Below are 20,165 nucleotides of genomic sequence, written 5' to 3'. Positions count from 1 at the left end.
AAAAAACCCGCCATTTGAGGCGGGTGTCTGTAAAACTATTTCAATATTTTAGTGGTAGTACTAACGCTATAATTTCTACTCTTTCGGCTCAAGCTTATCTCGTTTAACAATCACTTGGCTCATAATTTCTTTATTACCTCTTAGGCAATTTATTAATGATAATTCAATATCACTATTGAACAGAATTTCCCGCCCTAAACATTCAAACGGATAACCATTTTTTTTGGCCTCAGTATATTTAACTATTTTTATTTCCAAGCCCTGTAACTCTTTAGCTAGTTCACTTCGTCTTTTTTCAGCATCATTCAAAACTTCATCAATCATACGTCCTTGAGCATTTCCAGCCTTAACATTTTTCAATCTAATATTAGGCCCTTCTTCTGTAGAGGCTATCCGTTTTTTCTCTTCAACCTTTTTTAGTTCCTTCTCTATATATTGCTCATCAATTTCCGCAAATTTTTCTGTCACTTCAACATATACATCCTGTACAGCCATACTCAGACTGTCCCATTTACCATTCTTTTCAGCACGCTCTATCAAAATATCAAAGAAAATTTGATGCTTAATAGCGTGGCGTTGCTTAACTGCAATATATCCTTGAATTTTCTTTCTCAATTCTAGAAAATAAAGCAAATCATAAAGTACACTTAGTCTTGGTGTTATCATTTCAATCAAACCCTCTAGGTTTGATCTATATTCTTTCAGAAGTTTGTAAGCACTCAACTTACTATAATTTTCGACTAAATCCTCAATATTATTGATTAATATCAAATTTTTACTTGCAGTAAATTCCTTATTGAGAACTATAAATTCATCACCCTCCCATGGTGTACCCTGTTTGAAAGAATCATTAAAACTTTTATCACCTAATTTTTCTAGCTTTATCAATAGCTGTTCTTTTTCTAAAGCAGATAACCCTAGACTTTGGGTAATTTCTCCCTTTTCAGCTTCTTTGGGTTTTTGAGAATCTTTCATAAACTTCTTTAGCTTAAGATTCTTAATTGCCTGTAGATATAATTCATCACTTAAAAGGTTTAAATCTTCAATTTTTGGCTTTTTCATAACTATATAATTCAATAAGATAGATAAAATTTTAAATATTTATTTTTTACATCCCTAGACCTATTAACTTCCATGTTAGTCACATTTAGACTTAACACATCAAATCAAAGACATGATGTTTAACAAAGTGAGGACTTATGGCTAAACCAAAAATTTCATTTAAATATACTTTATCCAGTGGATTAGACAAGGGCTCAAAGGAGTGGGGAAATGGTTACTTTTCAATTAAACACTCTTGATTACTTATTTATACGATATCGTTCTATGACAGTTGACTTATTATTGATCGTTTCAGACTACTATCCACATTTAAGCAAAGCTGAGGCTCTGAGAAAAGCAAATAATCAAGAATTTCCTTTTTCGGTATTCAAAATCGATAAAAGTAAACGTGCACCATTTCTGGTACACGTTAAAGATTTCGCAAATGTTTTAGATAAACAGTATTCAGAGGCTTCCAAAGATTTCGCTACGTTTCATCGATGAGACGTAGCACTTCATCCAACTGAATAACATTCCTTCTCGCCTTCACTGACACATAGCGCTGTAAACTACTCCAAGAATCATGCAGACTTACTTTCTGAATTTCAGGAATCGTAAAACTCTGCTCTGCCAATCGACTACAGCCTTCATGCCTTAAGTCATGAAATCGTAAATCATCAATACCCAACATTTTACAAGCTTCTCTAAACTCTTTGCCCAAACTTTTAGGATTCAAAGGTAATAGTAAATTTCCATCATATCCAAGTTTCAACATTCGTTCACGGACTTCTGAATGTTTTAACCTTTTAATCATTTCCTTACAAGGATCAAGTACATCAAATGACTTATGATTACCTTTAGAGCCATTTGGATTCTTTAGATCATGCACTTTCCATGTTGAATGATGTGAATCATAGTCTCGAAGAGACAATCGTGTTAGTTCGGCTTCACGTCTGCATGAAAAAATTGCAAACCACATAATCAAATGCATTGGATACTTAGAACCATAACGGTTTAGCGTCCATCGTTCTGTAAAATATTTCGTTAATGCAATCAGTTCATCCGTTGAAGGAAGTCGGTCTCTTTTTTGACTGGAGGATATTTGACGAGTTTTTCTCAATTGGGCTGTGGTCTTATCAAAGCCATTTAAATCAATATCCATTTCCCACATAACAGCAGCATGGGAAAGTACACCACGAATATGTAATAGCTCATGTTGTTGCGTACTAGTAGCAATAGGTTCCAGCTTAAGATGAAGAACTCCCCCCTTTCTCAAGGCAACATGCTCAGCCAAATGTACTGATTTTATTTTTGTGATAATATTGCGCGCGATTGGCAGCTTCTTGATTAGGAGCAGAGAATAGCGTTTTGTCCTTCCATACTCGCTCCCGACTTCATCCAAATATTTATCTATAGCATCTGATAAGGTCAGATCAATGAGTTGCTCTTTACCCAGTAAAATATCAGGATTCTCTTGAATTTCGACTTCTCGTTTCTTAATCCAGTTTTCAGCCATCTTCTTTGAATGAAAAGTTTTACTGTCAGAAAAAGTAGGAAAGCCCTTTCGATTGATTCGAATCGCAGCACGATAGTTAACCTTCCCATCTGCGCCCTTTCTTGCCGTAATTGACCCCATAATTTACACCACAAACTGTTTTTCTGATTATGGTGTAAAATTTGGTGTAAATGCAAACCGATTAACCCACCTAAACATAGGTTCACACAGATTCGCCCAAGTTGCGAAATACAGATTAAAGGTATGATTTTTAATGACTATCACTAAAAACATTGAAAACACTCAATCTCCGCGAATCAGTGTGGCGCCAATGATGGATTGGACCACGCGTGACTATCGCTTTTTTGCCCGTTTGTTTAATCCAAATATTATAATGTATACCGAAATGGTGACCACGGGTGCCATTTTATTTGGCGGTGCAGAACGCCATTTAGACTACAACCATGAAGAACATCCTATTGTGCTGCAATTGGGCGGTTCAAATCCCAAAGACTTAGCCACTTGTAGCAAAATGGCGCAAGATTGGGGCTATGATGAAATCAACCTCAATGTGGGCTGCCCAAGTGACCGCGTACAAAACAATAAAATTGGTGCCTGTTTAATGGCTGAACCTGATTTGGTTGCCGAGTGTATTGCCGAAATGCGCAATGCAGTCGATATCCCTGTCACAGTAAAACATCGTATTGGTATTGATGACCTACAATCTTATGAAGAGATGCTGCATTTTGTCGACACTGTAGCCAAAACAGGGTGTGATAATTTTATCGTGCATGCGCGTATTGCATTACTACAAGGTTTATCGCCAAAAGAAAACCGCGATGTTCCCCCTTTACGTTATGAAGATGTCTATCGCTTAAAGCAGGATCGTCCAAATTTAATCATTGAAATTAACGGTGGAGTCAAAACTTTTGCCGAAACTCAGCAACATTTACAACATGTCGATGGCGTGATGATTGGTCGCGAAGCCTATCACAACCCCTATCTATTGGCAGAAATTGGCCAACTTTGGAACTTAGATGCACCAAATCGTTTTGATATTATGGCGCAAATGATGCCGTATATTGCCAAACGTATGGAACAAGGTGCGCCGCTTTCAATTATCACCCGTCATATTTTAGGTTTGTTCCAAAACTTGCCTGGTGCGCGTAAATGGCGTCAGGCTTTAAGTGGTGGTAATGCCACAAGCTTAAAAGATGTAGAAACCGCGTTAATTAATATTCAAGAAGCCATGCAACGTACTGAAGACTATTTAAAAGAAAAGCAGGATGATCTAGCTGCAAATTAATGACACAAAACTCTCACCATAAGCAATGCCAGTCTATTGCTGAATAGACTGGCATTTTTTTGAATTTTGATGCTTAAGCCCGATTTCTAACATGCATTCTCGGCACGATGAATGTGCATAAAATCATTGCTGGTTATAAATCGCATGTCCTTGTGCCTTAACCGCAGCAATTTTTTTGCCTTGCACTTTGGCTTGATCTAATTTACCTGCTTGAACCAACATTCTGGTTTTATCAATTTCTAGCACCAATTGATCATATAAAACATCTGACGTTGGTGCTTTTGCATCACTGGTTTTTAATTTGATTTTTTTTGCATCTAAAGCAGCCACTTTCATATTATCCAGTGCTTTCAGCGCATCGTTCTGATTATCTGTCTTGTTAAACACTTGAAAGTTTTTTGCTAAAGTATCCATATTCTGTCCAAGCTTGCCGGCAAAACTCAAGCTACTAAATGACAAAGCAATAGAAACGACAACGGTGGCTAATGTTTTTTTGATCATGATCATGTCCTTGTAAAGATCCATTTAAAAACTGTGGCTATTATTGTGACTGTTGAATGGTGCTAAAAATTTGTATTTTAAGCATTAAACATAGTGTAAGTAACTTAAAAAACGCAACGAATTCGTTGCATTTTAATCAATGAACTCAACTTTTTTAAACGGGCTCTATTTCATGCCACAATGCATCATGAATCGCTTCCACCAGCTGCTGCGCAATTTCTTGTTTTGAGGCTTTCTCTAAATCACGTTTTTCTAACTGATATGCATCTGCAAAAAATACCGTCATGGCATTTTCATCAGAAGCAAAACCAATATCAGCACGAGATACGTCATTGCAGGCAATCATATCAAGTTTCTTTGCCACCAATTTACCTGCGGCATATTCTTCGACATTGCGTGTTTCAGCAGCAAAACCCACCATAAATGGACGTTTTTGTTGCCCAGCAATGGTTGCGACAATATCTGGATTTTTGATGAGTGAAACATTCAGTTCATCACCTGCTTTTTTAATTTTATGTTCAGCAACTTCTGCCACGCGATAATCTGCCACAGCGGCTGTTGCAATAAAAATATCGCAACCTTCATCAAGCATCTGCATACTCAAATCTAGCATTTGTACCGCAGATGAAACATTAAGACGGCGCACACCATTCGGGGTATCTAAGCTAACAGGGCCTGCAATAAGTGTGACTTTCGCACCCGCAGCATAACAAGCAGCTGCCAAGGCAAAGCCCATTTTCCCCGTACTATGATTTGAAATATAACGCACGGGGTCAATCGCTTCACGCGTTGGCCCCGCAGTAATCACCACATGCTTGCCGGCCAGCAGACCAAATTTTTCCGCAATCGCGCGCTGCGCACGGTGGAAATACTGTGTGACCTGATAAGCTAAATCTTCAGGCTCAGGCATACGCCCTAAACCCACATCACCGCAAGCTTGTGAACCTGCATCGGGCATAATCACATGCACACCATCTTCAACCAACGTATTTAAATTACGCTGTGTTGCTTTAGCGGCCCACATTTGTTGATTCATGGCGGGTGCGACCCAAACTGGCGACTTGGTTGCAAGATATAGTGTACTTAATAAGTCATCTGCTAAACCTGTGGCAAATTTGGCTAAGGTGTCACAACTTGCAGGGGCAACCAATAATAAATCTGCCCAACGCGCCAACTCAATATGCCCCATGCCCGCTTCGGCTTCGGGATTGAGTAATTCAGTATGCACTGGATTTCCCGATAAAGCTTGGAAGGTTAAGGGTGTAATAAAAGCTTGTGCACCCTGTGTCATTACCACGCGGACATTGAAACCTGCATCTTTTAAGCGACGGACTAAAATGGCACTTTTATATGCCGCGATACCACCCGTTACAGCCAATACAATATTTTTATTTGGAATTACACTCAAATCGAAGCTCACAAACAAGCTACCTTCCTGTTGCAGTGGCGCTCACAATATCATTAAATAAAGGCATACCCAAGTCAGCACTTAAGTCTAATCACTCTTACTAAGAATAAAAAAGTCTAAAAACAATGAATTTATCGATTAAACATTGGCCTGAACAAGAACGTCCACGTGAACGTCTCATTCAACAAGGGGCCAGCAGCCTATCTGATGCAGAATTGCTTGCCATCTTTTTACGTTCAGGTTCCAAGCAACATTCAGCAGTGCAACTTGCACGCATCATGTTGCAACATTATGGCGGATTAAATCCTATTTTTGATGCTACGCTTGAGGATTTAAGCCAGTTTCACGGTATTGGTGCCACTAAATATGCACAGCTGATGGCAGTCAAAGAACTGGGGCGACGTTATATCGCACAGCATTTAAAACAAGAAAAAATTGAATTGAGTAATTCGAAAACGTTATTGGATTTTTTGAAATTTGAATTGCTCGGTGAAAGCCAAGAGGTATTTGCAGTACTGTGCTTAGATGCACATTTAAGAAAAATAAGCTTTAAAAAAATGTTCTATGGTTCAGTGAATTCCTGTGAAATTTCGATTAATCAACTATTCCGCTATGCCATCAACCAGCATGCCAGTAGCATCGTCATTGCACATAATCATCCCTTTGGTCTGGCGCAACCCTCAAATGCCGATATTGCATTAACCCAACGCATTATTCATGCCAGTCATTTATTAGAGATCCATTTAATGGATCATTGTATTATTTCAGCTGAAGGGACTTTCTCATTTGCCGAACATAAACTACTGCATCAGCCTGAATAAGATTGTAACCAATATTGACAAAAAGCTGAGTAACATTGAAGATCAGTAAAAATTTTGATGATCCTCATAACATGATTGTGCGTGACCAACCGAGTATATTTAGGCTGTTATTTTCTTGGCGTGGAACCATTCTTCCCAAGGTTTTACCACCTTTAGGTGTAGTCATGCTCATTTCCGCTGTGATTGGTGGATTATCCTATATTGGTTATTTTCATTTTCCAGAATTTCCCTTGGTCGGCTTCACCTTAATTGGTGTGGTTTTATCTATTTTTCTGGGCTTTAAAAATACTGCCTGTTACGACCGTTGGTGGGAAGCACGTAAACTTTGGGGCATGCTAATTGCCAATGCACGGCATTTTGACCGTGACTGCCGTATGTTGACTCAAGGACGGCGTGAACGTGTTGTTCAGCATGTGATTGTATTTGCAAACGTATTACGTGATCGTTTGCGACATCAAACCGCAAATCCACTGGCATTGGTTGAAACCAGTGGCATGAGTCAGCAAGCATTAACCCAGCTTTATCAACAAGCCAATGCACCGCAGTACACCTTAAGTTTGATTCAATGGGAATTGATGCAAGCGCTGAAAGAGGGTGAAATTTCCGATATTATTTATACTCAAATGAACCAGCATGTGGCTGAACTCAGTCTAGTACAAACCGGTTGTGACCGAATTGCCACTACCCCATTGCCGTTTGCTTATTCGGTGTTACTCAATCGTACCGTATATTTTTTCTGTTTTATGCTGCCCTTTAGCTTAGGCTCAACTCTAGGTTTAGCTACCCCTTTACTGGTCGGTATACTGGCTTACACTTTTTTAGGTTTAGATGCTTTAAGTTCAGAAATTGAAGAACCTTTTGGTACGCAAAGTAATGACCTACCTTTAGATGCGATGGTACGAACCATTGAAATTGAATTACTCGGGACTTTGGGCAAACCCACGCCGCCACCGATTCAGGCTCAAGATCATAATCTTTTATAAAAATCCCTCCTTGCGCAGCAGTGCTGCTCACCCTTTGTTAAAGGGAGGAGAAAATCCATTAGTGTCCAATAGTTTAATTTAAGCAAGCTTTGGATACACGGGTGTGGCGGGATGCCACACGTTACCCACCACAACAGGGACGTTGTGTGTGGGTGACAAAGGCTTTTGCTTACTTTTGGCCTCTCAAAAGTAAGACTTCGCCTACACAAATGTCTTTCGACTTTATTGAAAAATTACGGCAGTGAAAGCTTCTAACGTAAAATACGATGATTTCAAACCTTCTTATTAGAAAAAATCAATATTTATCAACAATAAACTACATATGACACAAAAGGGTGGATTAAAAATTAACGAAAACTCTCCCAAATTCCCACTTGCCCTTCTTTAAGCCGTGGAATATTACCCAAGCGGATCCACGGCATATGATCGCCATGAAAATCACTGCCTACAGACACTTTTAATCCATATTCAGCCACCATCCGATCCACCATTTGACGGGTCGAAGCAGGCTCAATTGCAGGTGGCAACTCCACTGCATCACCACCAAACTGAGCAAATATTTCAATTAAATAACGAATATTGGTCGCGGATAGATCATATTTCGTGGGATGCGCCAATACAGCATATCCTGCACTGGCATGAATGACCTGAATAGTTTCGGCTAAACCTAAACCATCAAATTTCACATAGGCTTTTTTGCCTTCCTTAATATATTTATCAAAAGCCTGTTGAGGGCGGCTGACAATGCCTTTTTCCACTAAGGTTTTAGCAATATGCGTTCGGGTAATGCGGTCTGCAATCCCATCCACTTTGGCAATCACATCGGCATAAATGTCCTGACCAATCAGCGGAGTAAGTAGGTCACAAATTTGTTTGGCACGAATGGATCGAATTTGTTTTTGTTGTTCCAGTAAAAGCAGCAAAGGTTCTGGATGCTGCATATTTAAGGCAACAATATGCACACCGTAACTTTTTTGCGTTGCCGGACGTGACCATTGACTGGAAATCTCTACACCAGAAATGATCCGCAAGGGTAAATCTTGTGCGATTGCTTCAGCCTGTTTTAAGCCGTCCATGGTGTCGTGGTCAGTCAGCGCAAGGGTATGAATACCTTTTTCAATGGCTGCATGCACAAGTTGTTCTGGAGACAAAGTTCCATCAGAAATATTACTGTGTGTATGTAAATCTACGCCTTGCATCACTTATACTATGTCATTTATTTGATCAGATTTAGATACTCTAACATGAAAGCACTTTTAGACTTTGTGCCACTCATTATTTTCTTTTATTTATATAAAACCGTTGATCCCAAAGATACTGAGCATCCCCTGCTACAATTGATTGGTTCCGCAGGCGGTATAGATAATAATAATATTTTGGTTGCAACCTCTGGCCTGATTATTTCTATGCTTGTGGTATATGGCGCCCTCTTTGTGATACAAAAATTCCGTCTAGATAAACAACAATGGATTGTGTTGTTTATGACCGTGGTTTTTGGTGGTATTACCTTAATACTCAGCGATGATTTTTATATTCGTTTGAAAGCCGCGCTATTAAATATTGTCTTCGCAGCGGCATTTTTACTTTCACCTTATTTTATGAAAGATAAGAAACCGCTGATTCAACGCTTATTTGGTCCCATTTTCAATTTAACCGAAAAAGGCTGGAAAAATTTAAACTTTGCTTGGGCAGCCATGTTCGCATTGATGTCTTGCTTACATATATTCTTCGCTTTTTTATTTGCTGGCGGAAAATATTGGGGTGAATTCACTGCATTTGGTGACATGATTGTGATGTTTTCCTTTATCATTATTCAGTTTATTTTCTTGCGCAAACATTTTAAGTCGCCTGAAGAATAATTTAGGTCAACTGATCGAGAAAAGAATATGCCTTTATTCGTCGTAAGCTGTACTGATCACGAAGGTACAGTTGAAAAACGCCTTGCTACACGCCCACAACATATTGCACGTCTACAACAGTTAAATGATGAAGGTCGTTTAATTGTCGCGGGTGCGATGCCAAAAGATCCAAGCAATCCACAAGCCGGATTTTATGGCAGTACCATTATTGTTGACTTTGAAACGCGTGAAGCACTGGATACATGGTTGCAAGAAGAGCCTTTCTTAAAAGAAGGCGTATACAGTCATATTGATGTGAAACCTTTTAATAAAGCTTTCCCTCAAGGATAAAATCATGCGTGTTGTTGTCCCAAGCTTATTGGGTTTAGCTTTAATTTGTTCTACGGCATGGGCAATTGAACCTGCTCCTGCTCCTGCACCTGTTGTTACTCCTGCTGTTCAAGCAACGACTGCAACACCATCATCACAGACTTTGCCTGCCAATAAACCCGGTATTATGCCTGCGGTTGCCACAGTGAACCCAAATGGTCTGCCGCAAGAAGCGAAGCCTTTAACGGCAGAACAACTGGCAAAAAATAAAGCCTTGCAAGATGCCAATGTGAAAGCTTTAGTTAAAGATCAAGCAACGCGTTTGCAACAATTGGAAAAAGCCAATTTAGATGCCTTAGCACAAAACCAAGAGCTACAACTGAAAAATGATAGCTTGGCAGTACAAGTCCAAGTTTTACAAAGTGAACGTAGCGCACAAATGTTTTTATACGGCGCTGCAACCATTGCAGCAGGTGTCTTATTGGGTTTCTTAGTTGCAAGCTATGTGTATACCAAACGTCGTCGTCAGTGGTAAATCTTCTCTTTCCATTTTTGTTTTAAAGGTTGCTTAGGTCTTGTCGAGTGCAATTCAAACCGCTGATCTAGATTGGCAATGCATTGATGGTATTGATGTACCCATTTCCAAACAGTTGGGGCAGGCGTATTTTTCGAGTAATCATGCCTTGCTTGAAGCACGACATGTTTTTCTCAATGGCAATGACTTAAGCACACGTTTAGCCAAACTGGCGGATTTTGAATATTTCTGCATCGCTGAAACAGGTTTTGGCACAGGGCTAAATGCTTTAGCTTTATGGCAAATGTGGCAGCAACTTCGCCCGAATAATCATAGCCATCTACACCTCATAAGCGTAGAAAAATATCCACTGACCAAAGCGGATTTTATTCGTGCTGCAACGGTCTGGCCAGAGCTGCAACCGTTCGCACAACAACTGCTTCAACAATATCCTTTGCCCATCGCAGGCTGTCATCGGCTTAATTTCCCAGCAGAACGCTTTTCAATTGACTTATGGCTGGGTGATGCAAGTGAAGTTTTCCCTGTCATTGCCAAAACCAAAGCCGTCGATGCATGGTTTCTGAATGGTTTTTCATTTTCATACCATCCCGATCTCTGGAAAAAAAATGTTTTAAGTCAGACTATTAGGCTATCGGATGATGGAACAACGTTTGCCTCTTGCAGTGTTACTGACATTTTAAAACAAAGTCTGAGTGAGCATGGTATTTCGATTTCTTGCCCAGCAGGTTTTAACCATAAACCTCCGATGCTGAAAGCGATTTGCAATCGTACAAAATCGGAAAATCAACACTTAAACACAGCAACCACCCAAGCACACACCCCATTCAATGCAGCAGGCTCATTTCAACAACGTGAAATTGCGATCATTGGCGCTGGAATAGCGGGTTTAACGTGTGCCTATGCCTTTGCTAGACGTGGTCATCAAGTGACTATTTACGATCAATCAGCGCCTCTTGCCGGTGCATCGGGTAATCCACTGGCATTACTCAATCCCCGACTCGGACGAATTGAGCAAAGTGCGCAGCATTTAGTCACTTTGGCATGGCAATATGCCATTCCACATTATGAAAAATTTAACGCTTTTCGCCCTATTCAGGTCAGCCAACTGGCACTCAAAGCTGACGATGATTTACTTGAACTCGCAACACAATATCCACCAGAAATCTTTGCCACTGAAAAAGAGAAGATCAGCGATCTTGAAACAGCATATCCAAGCCTCAAACTGTTACGTGCAGGAACGGTTTCACCCCATCAATTACGTGATCAAATTTTAGAACATGCTTTCATTCAATTTCAGCATGCAGAAGTCAGCAACTTAAAAAAATTATCAGATTCAAATCAAAAAGCAAAAATTCAAATCATCGACATCAAGCAACAATGTTTAGGGGAATTTGATCATGTGATCGTCTGCGCGGCAATGAATAGCCAAAAACTTTCGCCACAACTGCCTCAACTTAAAGCCAATCGTGGGCAAGTCAGTTGGCTGAATAATGCCAACCATCCATTAAAATCGGATCAAGCCTATAGCTACGGCGGCTATTGTATGCAATTAGACCAGCAACATCTGATTTTAGGGGCTTCTTTTTATCCAGATCGAGAGGATGATGAGGTTCTAGCTGAGGATCATGCACATAACTATGCACTAATTCACAGTGTATTCCCCCATTATGCACAATCCTTAGCCCCAATCGAAACTTGGCAAGGTCGTGCATCGGTACGCACGCAAAGTCCTGATTATTTCCCATTGCTTGGGAAAATTCAGCCCGATGCAGAAATTTATACTTTGACCGCTTTAGGCTCTAAAGGTTTCTTATTTGCACCGCTATGTAGCGAAGTATTGGTCGCGCAAGTTTTAGCGGAAGCTTGTCCACTGACGTCATATTGGGTCGATAAACTCAATCCACGACGCTTTATTAAAAAAGTCAAACCGAAAAAACCCTACTATCAAAAACCAACTTAAATGCCCTTTTAAAAAAGCAAAAAAAATCCCGCTTTCAAAAAAAGGGGAATTGATTTTTTTAACCATTAAAAAAGCGCCTTACGGCGCTTTTTCTTAAGCGCCCTGTTCTAAAGGGAAGCCTGCATCACGTGCAGCACGAGTGCCACCCATCAATACAACATACTCACGTGAGCTATCGAAGCTTTCTAACTTTTCAGCAGCACGTGGGGCTTTACTACCACCACCACATAAAATGTAAATGGGCTGATCCGACTCCACTTGAGTTAAGCTGACTGCACCCAAGTCATCAATGGGCTGATTTACAGCACCTTTAACATGACCTTCAGCGAAAGCTTTTGTATCACGAACATCCCAGATAATTGCATTTTCTGGGAACTCAAATGTTGTAATTTCTTGTTTACGGATCATTGTGCACTCCTTTGATGTAAACAACACTTGGCAAATGAAGAAAACATCCCTAGCATCTCAGATATTCTTTCCCTTTGTAAAGGTCTAAACCATGCCTTCTTTCGATATTGTCTCTGAATTAGAAATTTTTGAAGTAAATCATGCCGTTCAAAACACGCAAAAAGAAATTGCGACCCGTTTTGACTTCCGCGGTCAAGACGTTTCTATTGAACTGAATGAAAAAAATAAAGAAATCAAAATCAGTACTGAAAGTGATTTCCAGTGTGAGCAAGTGTATAGCATGCTGGAAAATCATTTCTTTAAACGTAAAGTCGACATTCAAGCACTGGATCCGCAAAAAATGACCGCTTCAGGTAAAAACGTCATTCAAGTGATTAAACTTAAAGATGGTCTTGACTCAGATACCGCAAAAAAAATTAATAAAGCCATTAAAGAAAGTGGTGTGAAGGTGCAATCATCTATCCAAGGTGACAAAATTCGTGTGACAGATAAAAAACGCGATACTTTGCAACAAACCATGGCGTTCTTAAAAGAACAGCAATTTGGTGTGCCTTTACAGTTTAATAATTTTAAAGATTAATGCATTGATGCAATAAAAATTCGAGGAACTTCATGACAGCGACCAATCGTTTATCAAAACTGGTGAAAACAACCGCTAAATTACCCAAAGGAATCCGCAGTACGCTGTGGAGCAAAGCGTTTGGTCGTATCGTACCGATGGTGGGAAGCGCAAATATTCGCTATCTCGAAGTGAGCCACGCCAAAGTGGTGGTGAAAATCGAAAACCATCGTGCAATGCAAAACCATATTGGACAGGTTCATGCCTGTGCTATGGCACTGATTGCAGAAACAGCAACAGGTTTTGTCACTGGAATGAATGTTCCTGACTCTTGTATTGTGTTAATCAAAAGTTTAAAAGTCGATTTTAAACGTCCATCGAAAGGCGCAATGACCGCAGTCGCAACCTTAACGGATGAACAGCAAAAGTTAATGCAAAGTTCTGAAAAAGGTGAAACCCTCGTTACTGTGGTCGTCACAGATGAAACCAATCAAGAACCGATTCAATGCGAAATGCTTTGGGCTTGGGTGGCTAAATCACAATTAAAAAAATGATTGGTTCAAAATTAATCGATAAAAAAGCCCAATCATGATTGGGCTTTTTTATCGCTAAATGACTTCGGCTAAGTTACTTCGCTCACTGAGATGCTAAATATTTTTGTTTTACATCCTCTGGAATTTGACGCTTACCGCCCTTCACATCGACTGCAACAAAAGTAAATACCCCTTCCGTCACACGAATCGGCTCACGTGAGCTGTCATGGCTATCCCACACTTCAATTTGCATTTGAATGGAGGTATTGCCCACTTTTAAAATTTTGGTGTAACAACTGATCACATCACCGACTTTGACAGGAACCAAAAAAGTCATTTGATTAATCGAAATCGTTGCGCAACGCCCTTTACTAAAACGCTCTGCATGAATTGCACCGGCCAAGTCCATTTGTGAAACAATCCACCCACCAAAGACATCGCCACTCCAGTTGGTATCTGCTGGCATCGCAATGGTTTGCAGGGAGAGCGTTCCCTCTGGTTTTACATGAGTATCTGACACATTAGCTTCCTGTTTTGGCATTTAAGTGTTGATCTAGCCACTGTTGTAGCTCTGTAGATCGTAACGCACCACTTATTCTAGCAATTTCATGGGTTTTATTCATTAAAACTAAGGTGGGAATACTACGTACATTAAACGCACTACTGAGTCGAGGGGATTCTTCAGTGTTAATTTTCGCAAAGATCACTTTGGGATTTTGTGCAGCAACTTGTGCAAAATGCGGTGCCATCATCTTACAAGGGCCACACCATTCTGCCCATAAATCAATGAATACAGGCAAGTCGCTATTGGCGATGAAATGACTAAAATTTTGCTCATTTAACTCAATCGGTGCCAACGGAATAAGGGCTTGATGACATTGACCACAGCTTGGATTTACTTCTAGTTTATCTTCAGGCACTCGGTTTTTTGCACTACACGAAGGACAAACAATAATCATTTAATTCACTCCAATATGTTGATGTAAAAATTCTAATTGGGTTGATATCGCTTTTTCAAACCATTGACCATGATAAATATCAAAATGTTGCATATCCCACTCATGATATTGCACAAAAGGCGCAATATTGGTTGCCGTCGCACGACTGGACTCAATTGGAATCAAGCTATCTTGTTTCGAAGCAATAAAAAGTACAGGAACACTAATATTACGGGCATCCTGAATCGGACGATACCGAATTAAATTGAAAAAGACCCGCGCTGGAATCTCGCCGCTCCAAAAATAATCTGGATTTACAATCGATAAATATCCATCATAGCTATCTGCTGTCGGCATAAAACATAAGCCATTTTTATCCACCACAGGTAAGGTTTTTGGAGACATGCCGACTTTCGCCCCCATATAATCCTGACTGGATATTTTTAATGCTTTTGGCAGTTGCTGTAAAGAATAAAGCTTGGCACTTTCGGTCCCATCGACAAAAGGCACTTGAACCATAATCGCTTGAACATTTTTCAATTCCGCAGCCAGATTCAAAGCATAGCCCCCACTTAACGAGGTTCCCCAAAGTACAATACGTCGGGTATCAATCGATTTTCGTTCTAAAATATGTGCAATCATGGTTCGCCAATCTTCTAATTGCGACGTCAGCGATACCAATTCTCTTGGGCGACCTGTACTCCCGCCCCAATAACGATAATCAAACAGCACCACGGCATAACCTGCTTGAGCAAACCGCTTGGCATATTGAACCAATTTAAACTGGCGTAAAGCAGCTAAACCATGTGCCATAATAATGACAGCGGGCTTATTTTCAGTTTTTGGACGGTAAAAATCTGCAGCAATCACTTCTTGCCCACTTTTTACATACAGCGGTTCAACTGTATAGGAATGCATACGCGCTCCATTGCTTTATTTTATGGTTGTAATCGTTTATAAAAAATTTTAACAGCTTAAACTCGAGTTTAAGCTTAATGCTATCATAAAGCATAAATCTATTTAGCGAATTATGGAGTGACAGAATGAGTGAAAATGTCGGCTTTGCAGGCCAAATTAGCCCAGCACACGTAGCACAAGTTGTTGAGAAAGGTTTTAAATCGATTATTAACAATCGTCCAGATATGGAAGGCGGCCCAGAACAACCGACCAGTGCTCAAATTGAAGAATCTGCACGCAATGCGGGTTTAGATTATGTCTATCAACCTGTTGTTGCTGGTCAAATTACTGAAGTTGATGTGCGTACATTTGCCAATCATTTTAATGAACTTCCTAAACCTATCTTAATGTTCTGCCGTACAGGTAACCGTTCAAATAATTTATACCAGCTTGCCAAACAAATGGATTTATTAGATGACTAAACGCGTTTTATTAACGCTTTTATATTGCTTGTGTTTGACCTGCTCAGCTGATTTATTTGCTCAAAATGATCTTTTAAGTAAAACTTTAAATGCACAAGTCAGTGTTGCGGGTCAAATGACAACAGATAAATTCCAACAACTGATCAAAGCTGGTTTTAAATCGGTGATTGTCAACCGTCCTGATCAGGAACAAGGCAATACTGTTTCAGTGACTCAATTGCGCCAAATTGCTGAACAGTCACAAGTCAGTGTGATTTACCAACCTATACTAAGCGGTAAAATTTCTCAAACAGACGTGATTGAATTTGCAAAATATTATAATGAGCTACCCAAACCAATCCTGATGGTCTGCCGCAGTGGTTCTCGCTCGAGCATATTATTTAATCAGGCTAAATCTCAAGGCTTGCTCAATGAATAAAAATTTAATTGTCTTTTTATGTATGCTCGCAATCAGCGGCTGTAGTTCTATGAATGTTAGACCTACTGTCGGTGTGAGTGTAGGGACTGCTATTTAAAATATTTAACGTCATAAAAAACAGCGCCGAAGCGCTGTTTTTTATTTAAAATATGGATTATTTATAGTTATTACATGTTGAATAGTCAGTACCATATGGGCTGGCATCATCTGGTCGCCATTTACCGTCTACATCATCCACATCAGCATCTGCAACAGGCGGTATAAACGATAATGCTGTTAAATTCTCTTTAGTTGAAACAGTTGTTGATGCATTAATATTCACACGTAACCAATTTGAGTAATTACGACCATAACGAACTTTGAAATCAAATTTACCTTGTGAATCTGTAATAAAGGTAGCATTTGTTCCCAAAATAGAATTATTCGTCCCCAAAATTGCTATAGGATTTGGGAATTCATTTGAAGGGCACTCAATAAACGTTGTAATACGTTTAGAAACACTATTCTGATATGTCATGTAGTCACGAGACCAACGCAAAGAAGAGAACCATGCCCATAGACCGTCTGGACCTTGTCCATAAGCATAATCTCGAACCCAATTAAAACGTCCCTTATAGAAACTTACAAGATCTAAAGAGATACTAATTCTTTGGTTAGCAATCGGATTTCCTGCGGTATCTACAACAGAGGCCGTAAATTCCTTATAGTAATTCGTATTATCATTCGCTTCTTTTAAAACTAGATGGTTCTGAGCTACGGTGATAAAAGCAGACTGAGTTGCAACTGTTAATAATAGATTTGGTGAATAAACAGGTTGAGGCGCTACTGCAGTACCAGTCGACGCTTGAATTTCAACTCCTCCACCCAGAGTCTGAGCATCACCTGCAGTATAAATCACTGTAGCTCGTCCAGCACTATCCGTTACAGCAGATGGTTGAGATAAACTGCCATTTGATGATGTATCTTTTAATGTTGTAAATTTAACTGATACACCTGGAACTGGAGAACCATTTTTATCTTTTACCAATGCAATAACTTTAGTATTTGCTTTTGGAGCTAAAACACTTGCTTCAGATTGAAGCGAAATAGTCGCAGGAGCTCCAGCACTGATTTTTTGCGCAATATAAATCACATTGGAACCAAACTGAGCAGATACCGTCGCGATAGAAGCAATTGCACCAGTCAAATTAGTAGTTGCATTCCCTACCCATTGACCATTTTCTTGACGAATATTTGTAATTGTAGCTGTTGCAGGAGAAACTGTACCATTCGTTGTGTCAAAATTTACACTTTTCCCAAGTAATGCTGCTTGTGACGTAGCATTTATTTGAACAGTAATAGGCTTAACTTCACCAACACCAACTGGGTTTAAGTCCGATACAGTTTCAAGCACATTATTTGAGACATTAGCAATTAATGTAACGAAATCCGTTGTTAAAAGATTGCTAACCGATTGATTTACTGTAGAAACAGTAATTTTTCCAGTCAATTCCAATTTATGATTGGCTTGCGTAAATACAGTGTTATATGGTACTTGAAAAACAGCTTTACCCGCTGCATTTGTTGTAAATGTTGATCCAACTTGATTACCAGTACTATCAAGTAAGCTTGCTGTTGCACCTATTAAAGGATTTCCAACAGCATCTACTGCGGTTAAAGTGACACTTGCATTATTTCCTACCTCAAGTAAATTTACATCCGAGGTAATTACAACTGATGTTCCTGTTACAGGAATTTCTATTTCCTGCTTTGCAGAACCTGAAGAAACAATAACAGTAATAGTTCTATTAATACGTTGACTTAGTGTTGAATTAACTAAGCTAATATCTGTAGTTGTAATTCCACTGGTATTACTTACTAAATTAGTTGAAGTACTAAGACTTGCCCCAGTTGTTTGAGCATCTTTAATTTCAACTTTAACATTTGCATTTGGAATTACACCACCACTTTTATCAAGTGTACGAATTGTTAGTGTTAAGGTATCTTGACCACCAGCATTTAAACTACTTTTGCTCTGTGCTATGGATAATAACTCTGTGCTTGATGTATTTGTCGATCCATTTGACCCACTAGAAGAGTTACTCCCACTACTTGTATTAAAGTATCCTTCACTACCACCACCACCACAACTTGCCAATAAAATTGCCAATGCGACAGTAGTAAGTTTCAAACTAACTTGTTTCTTATTCATTTAAATTCCCCAAAAACCTCTAGATGCTCGAGTTATAATCTAATTTTTGAACCTCGGATATGTAACCATAGAAGTTGCTTTATGTAAATAAAAGCATGTTAAATGTTTTACTGTGTTAATCTAAAATTATTTTCATATTAATGGCTACTTTATGTATAACATCATTATTATTGGTACTGTTACAGTAGGTATTGCGGCATACAAATAAGCCTAAAAAACACTCAAATATTCTTAATAAATATTCATAGGATACTACTTGCACCTAGGTAGGATGTATACCAAGCAAAGTACTTATATCTACCACAAATAAAATCAATAGAACTCAACATACTAAAGAAATTGATTCTAAGTATTACAGCTAAAATAGATACATCTCAGTTTATGCAGCACGTAAGAGCATTACGCGACCATTTTATAAGAGCAACATTAAAAGACCTAGAGATTTGGAATAAAGTATATAAAATTTCTCACAAAGCTCATTTTATTGATACAAAAATAATTCAAGTAAAGAACTGGAAACATTATCTTAAATCTTTAGCGGTAACTAGTAATGGAGTTATCGCTATTGAACTTGCGCAAGCAATACAATATTTAAGTGTGAAAACCACTGTTTGTCTGAAAAATCGCAAAACTGTTTCTTTGACTAGCTCTATCTTCAGAACCTTGCTCAAACAAAACTAAGGCAAGAATTTGAGATTAAATTCGAAATATTACTTATCGCTATTAAATATAATAAAAATAAAGCCAGTATTCACTTTAATTAAAATAGAAAAGCTCAAATTATCAAAACTGACTATTTACTTAATGTAACAGGCCGAACTAGCTATTTAAATATGCTTGATTTAAACAATATTAATACTCATTTTGAATAATCTAAAAAAGATTCCCAGCAACCAATACACATACACAAAAAATTAGGTGAATATCCAATTTTTATAGAAAATTTTCCATAAGATGTCTAGGAAACAATCCACAGATCAAATCTAGCGATACCAAGAATTGAATCTAGATCATTTAAATAAGTAAAAGCCAAAATCCAGCGCTTATCCATTTCATACAGTTAGCTATTTTTAGCTAAACCGTTTAAATGCGGCCTACTTTTACTTATTTAATTTTTTCCCCGCATAAAAAAACACCCTCTTCGTTAGAAGAGGGTGTTTTTAGGAATAATGAGCTGGCGATGACTTACTCTCACATGGGTAACCCCACACTACCATCAGCGCGAAGAGGTTTCACTTCTGAGTTCGGGAAGGGATCAGGTGGTTCACTCTTGCTATTGTCGCCAGCACAACTGTTTATGCTTACTTGCTATGGTCTTATTGGATGCCTAGCTTTCGTCAAATGAGTTATTAACAGATTATGCTAAATTTGAGTTGGTATTGTAACTAGCTTTTGAACTAAATCAAGTATTTTGTATCGAATTAGACGAGCAATACAACTGTTTGGGTGTTGTATAGTCAAGCCTCACGAGCAATTAGTATTGGTCAGCTTCATGCATCACTGCACTTCCACATCCAACCT

The 20,165-nt window shown here is 39.0% G+C and carries 23 protein-coding genes and 1 rRNA gene; 13 read left to right on the top strand and 11 right to left on the bottom strand.

What is annotated here, in order from left to right:
• Positions 1-75: 75 nt before the first annotated feature.
• Entirely contained in the window at positions 76-1,062 is a 987-nt protein-coding gene (locus B9T30_RS15790; RefSeq protein WP_086185832.1) for a hypothetical protein, read from the bottom strand.
• Positions 1,063-1,272: 210 nt separating this feature from the next.
• Between B9T30_RS15790 and B9T30_RS15785 the strand changes: the two genes are divergently transcribed.
• Positions 1,273-1,545 (top strand): pyocin activator PrtN family protein, encoded by a 273-nt coding sequence (locus B9T30_RS15785; RefSeq protein WP_086185831.1) that lies wholly within the window; start codon positions 1,273-1,275, stop codon positions 1,543-1,545.
• On the opposite strand, the gene xerC is transcribed toward B9T30_RS15785, so the two are convergent.
• Complete coding sequence (xerC, locus tag B9T30_RS15780; protein ID WP_086185830.1) at positions 1,529-2,677, bottom strand: tyrosine recombinase XerC; 1,149 nt, start codon at positions 2,675-2,677, stop codon at positions 1,529-1,531. The two genes, B9T30_RS15785 and xerC, sit on opposite strands and share 17 nt — an antisense overlap.
• A 133-nt stretch (positions 2,678-2,810) precedes the next feature.
• Here xerC and dusA point away from each other — a divergent pair, with 133 nt between their 5' ends.
• On the top strand, positions 2,811-3,842 hold the full coding sequence (gene dusA, locus B9T30_RS15775; protein WP_086185829.1) for a tRNA dihydrouridine(20/20a) synthase DusA: 1,032 nt from the start codon (positions 2,811-2,813) through the stop codon (positions 3,840-3,842).
• A 123-nt stretch (positions 3,843-3,965) separates the two neighbouring features.
• Here the strand turns inward: dusA and B9T30_RS15770 are convergent, their stop codons facing one another.
• Together B9T30_RS15770 and coaBC are read right to left on the bottom strand one after the other, a co-directional pair.
• On the bottom strand, positions 3,966-4,343 hold the full coding sequence (locus tag B9T30_RS15770; RefSeq protein WP_086185828.1) for a cytochrome b562: 378 nt from the start codon (positions 4,341-4,343) through the stop codon (positions 3,966-3,968).
• 154 nt (positions 4,344-4,497) lie between these two features.
• Positions 4,498-5,763: a bifunctional phosphopantothenoylcysteine decarboxylase/phosphopantothenate--cysteine ligase CoaBC gene (coaBC, locus tag B9T30_RS15765; protein WP_086185833.1), complete on the bottom strand. Its 1,266-nt coding sequence runs from the start codon at positions 5,761-5,763 to the stop codon at positions 4,498-4,500.
• A 113-nt stretch (positions 5,764-5,876) separates the two neighbouring features.
• Between coaBC and radC the strand changes: the two genes are divergently transcribed.
• Together radC and B9T30_RS15755 are read left to right on the top strand one after the other, a co-directional pair.
• The gene (gene radC, locus B9T30_RS15760) at positions 5,877-6,572 is read left to right on the top strand and encodes a RadC family protein (protein WP_086185827.1); all 696 of its coding nucleotides are present in this window, start codon (positions 5,877-5,879) and stop codon (positions 6,570-6,572) included.
• Positions 6,573-6,643: 71 nt separating this feature from the next.
• Positions 6,644-7,555, top strand: a complete 912-nt coding sequence (locus tag B9T30_RS15755; protein ID WP_086185826.1) for a bestrophin family protein — start codon at positions 6,644-6,646, stop codon at positions 7,553-7,555.
• A 347-nt stretch (positions 7,556-7,902) separates the two neighbouring features.
• Here B9T30_RS15755 and B9T30_RS15750 read toward each other — a convergent pair whose 3' ends face one another.
• Positions 7,903-8,754, bottom strand: a complete 852-nt coding sequence (locus B9T30_RS15750; protein WP_086185825.1) for a PHP domain-containing protein — start codon at positions 8,752-8,754, stop codon at positions 7,903-7,905.
• A 45-nt stretch (positions 8,755-8,799) separates the two neighbouring features.
• Here B9T30_RS15750 and B9T30_RS15745 point away from each other — a divergent pair, with 45 nt between their 5' ends.
• Genes B9T30_RS15745 through mnmC form a run of 4 tightly spaced genes read left to right on the top strand, consistent with a single transcriptional unit; the run spans position 8,800 to position 12,218 of the window.
• Complete coding sequence (locus tag B9T30_RS15745) at positions 8,800-9,414, top strand: septation protein IspZ (protein ID WP_086185824.1); 615 nt, start codon at positions 8,800-8,802, stop codon at positions 9,412-9,414.
• 27 nt (positions 9,415-9,441) lie between these two features.
• The gene (locus B9T30_RS15740; RefSeq protein ID WP_004650288.1) at positions 9,442-9,744 is read left to right on the top strand and encodes a YciI family protein; all 303 of its coding nucleotides are present in this window, start codon (positions 9,442-9,444) and stop codon (positions 9,742-9,744) included.
• A 4-nt stretch (positions 9,745-9,748) separates the two neighbouring features.
• Positions 9,749-10,258: a hypothetical protein gene (locus B9T30_RS15735; RefSeq protein ID WP_086185823.1), complete on the top strand. Its 510-nt coding sequence runs from the start codon at positions 9,749-9,751 to the stop codon at positions 10,256-10,258.
• 40 nt (positions 10,259-10,298) lie between these two features.
• A complete protein-coding gene (gene mnmC / locus B9T30_RS15730) occupies positions 10,299-12,218 on the top strand; it encodes an FAD-dependent 5-carboxymethylaminomethyl-2-thiouridine(34) oxidoreductase MnmC (RefSeq protein ID WP_086185822.1) in 1,920 nt (639 codons plus the stop codon).
• Between the two features lie 93 nt (positions 12,219-12,311).
• On the opposite strand, the gene B9T30_RS15725 is transcribed toward mnmC, so the two are convergent.
• Entirely contained in the window at positions 12,312-12,626 is a 315-nt protein-coding gene (locus B9T30_RS15725; RefSeq protein WP_074947394.1) for a rhodanese-like domain-containing protein, read from the bottom strand.
• Between the two features lie 91 nt (positions 12,627-12,717).
• On the opposite strand from B9T30_RS15725, the gene B9T30_RS15720 reads away from it, so the two are divergent.
• Both B9T30_RS15720 and B9T30_RS15715 read left to right on the top strand, forming a co-directional pair.
• Positions 12,718-13,206, top strand: a complete 489-nt coding sequence (locus B9T30_RS15720) for a YajQ family cyclic di-GMP-binding protein (RefSeq protein ID WP_074947393.1) — start codon at positions 12,718-12,720, stop codon at positions 13,204-13,206.
• Between the two features lie 32 nt (positions 13,207-13,238).
• Positions 13,239-13,739, top strand: coding sequence for a DUF4442 domain-containing protein (locus B9T30_RS15715; RefSeq protein WP_086185821.1), 501 nt, complete (start codon positions 13,239-13,241; stop codon positions 13,737-13,739).
• 82 nt (positions 13,740-13,821) lie between these two features.
• On the opposite strand, the gene B9T30_RS15710 is transcribed toward B9T30_RS15715, so the two are convergent.
• From B9T30_RS15710 to B9T30_RS15700, 3 genes are read right to left on the bottom strand one after another with little or no spacing between them, the layout of a single operon-like run.
• The gene (locus B9T30_RS15710) at positions 13,822-14,259 is read right to left on the bottom strand and encodes an acyl-CoA thioesterase (RefSeq protein WP_413772579.1); all 438 of its coding nucleotides are present in this window, start codon (positions 14,257-14,259) and stop codon (positions 13,822-13,824) included.
• The gene (trxC, locus tag B9T30_RS15705; protein ID WP_004650296.1) at positions 14,240-14,677 is read right to left on the bottom strand and encodes a thioredoxin TrxC; all 438 of its coding nucleotides are present in this window, start codon (positions 14,675-14,677) and stop codon (positions 14,240-14,242) included. The genes B9T30_RS15710 and trxC overlap by 20 nt, the downstream gene beginning before the upstream one ends.
• Positions 14,678-15,574: an alpha/beta hydrolase gene (locus B9T30_RS15700; RefSeq protein WP_086185820.1), complete on the bottom strand. Its 897-nt coding sequence runs from the start codon at positions 15,572-15,574 to the stop codon at positions 14,678-14,680.
• A gap of 125 nt (positions 15,575-15,699) precedes the next feature.
• Here B9T30_RS15700 and B9T30_RS15695 point away from each other — a divergent pair, with 125 nt between their 5' ends.
• Both B9T30_RS15695 and B9T30_RS15690 read left to right on the top strand, forming a co-directional pair.
• Positions 15,700-16,035, top strand: coding sequence for a TIGR01244 family sulfur transferase (locus B9T30_RS15695; RefSeq protein WP_004650298.1), 336 nt, complete (start codon positions 15,700-15,702; stop codon positions 16,033-16,035).
• Entirely contained in the window at positions 16,028-16,453 is a 426-nt protein-coding gene (locus B9T30_RS15690; protein WP_086185819.1) for a beta-lactamase hydrolase domain-containing protein, read from the top strand. Before B9T30_RS15695 ends, B9T30_RS15690 begins: the two co-directional genes overlap by 8 nt.
• Positions 16,454-16,607: 154 nt before the next feature.
• Here B9T30_RS15690 and B9T30_RS15685 read toward each other — a convergent pair whose 3' ends face one another.
• Positions 16,608-18,644: an Ig-like domain-containing protein gene (locus B9T30_RS15685; protein WP_086185818.1), complete on the bottom strand. Its 2,037-nt coding sequence runs from the start codon at positions 18,642-18,644 to the stop codon at positions 16,608-16,610.
• Positions 18,645-19,025: 381 nt separating this feature from the next.
• Here B9T30_RS15685 and B9T30_RS15680 point away from each other — a divergent pair, with 381 nt between their 5' ends.
• A complete protein-coding gene (locus tag B9T30_RS15680) occupies positions 19,026-19,325 on the top strand; it encodes a hypothetical protein (protein WP_086185817.1) in 300 nt (99 codons plus the stop codon).
• 491 nt (positions 19,326-19,816) lie between these two features.
• On the opposite strand, the gene rrf is transcribed toward B9T30_RS15680, so the two are convergent.
• Positions 19,817-19,931 (bottom strand): 5S ribosomal RNA (rrf, locus tag B9T30_RS15675).
• Positions 19,932-20,165 lie beyond the last annotated feature (234 nt).

It is taken from the genome of Acinetobacter sp. ANC 4973 (genome assembly GCF_002135275.1).
GTDB classification, from domain to species: Bacteria; Pseudomonadota; Gammaproteobacteria; order Pseudomonadales; family Moraxellaceae; genus Acinetobacter; species Acinetobacter kyonggiensis.
This window is presented reverse-complemented; position numbering and strand designations above follow the sequence as displayed.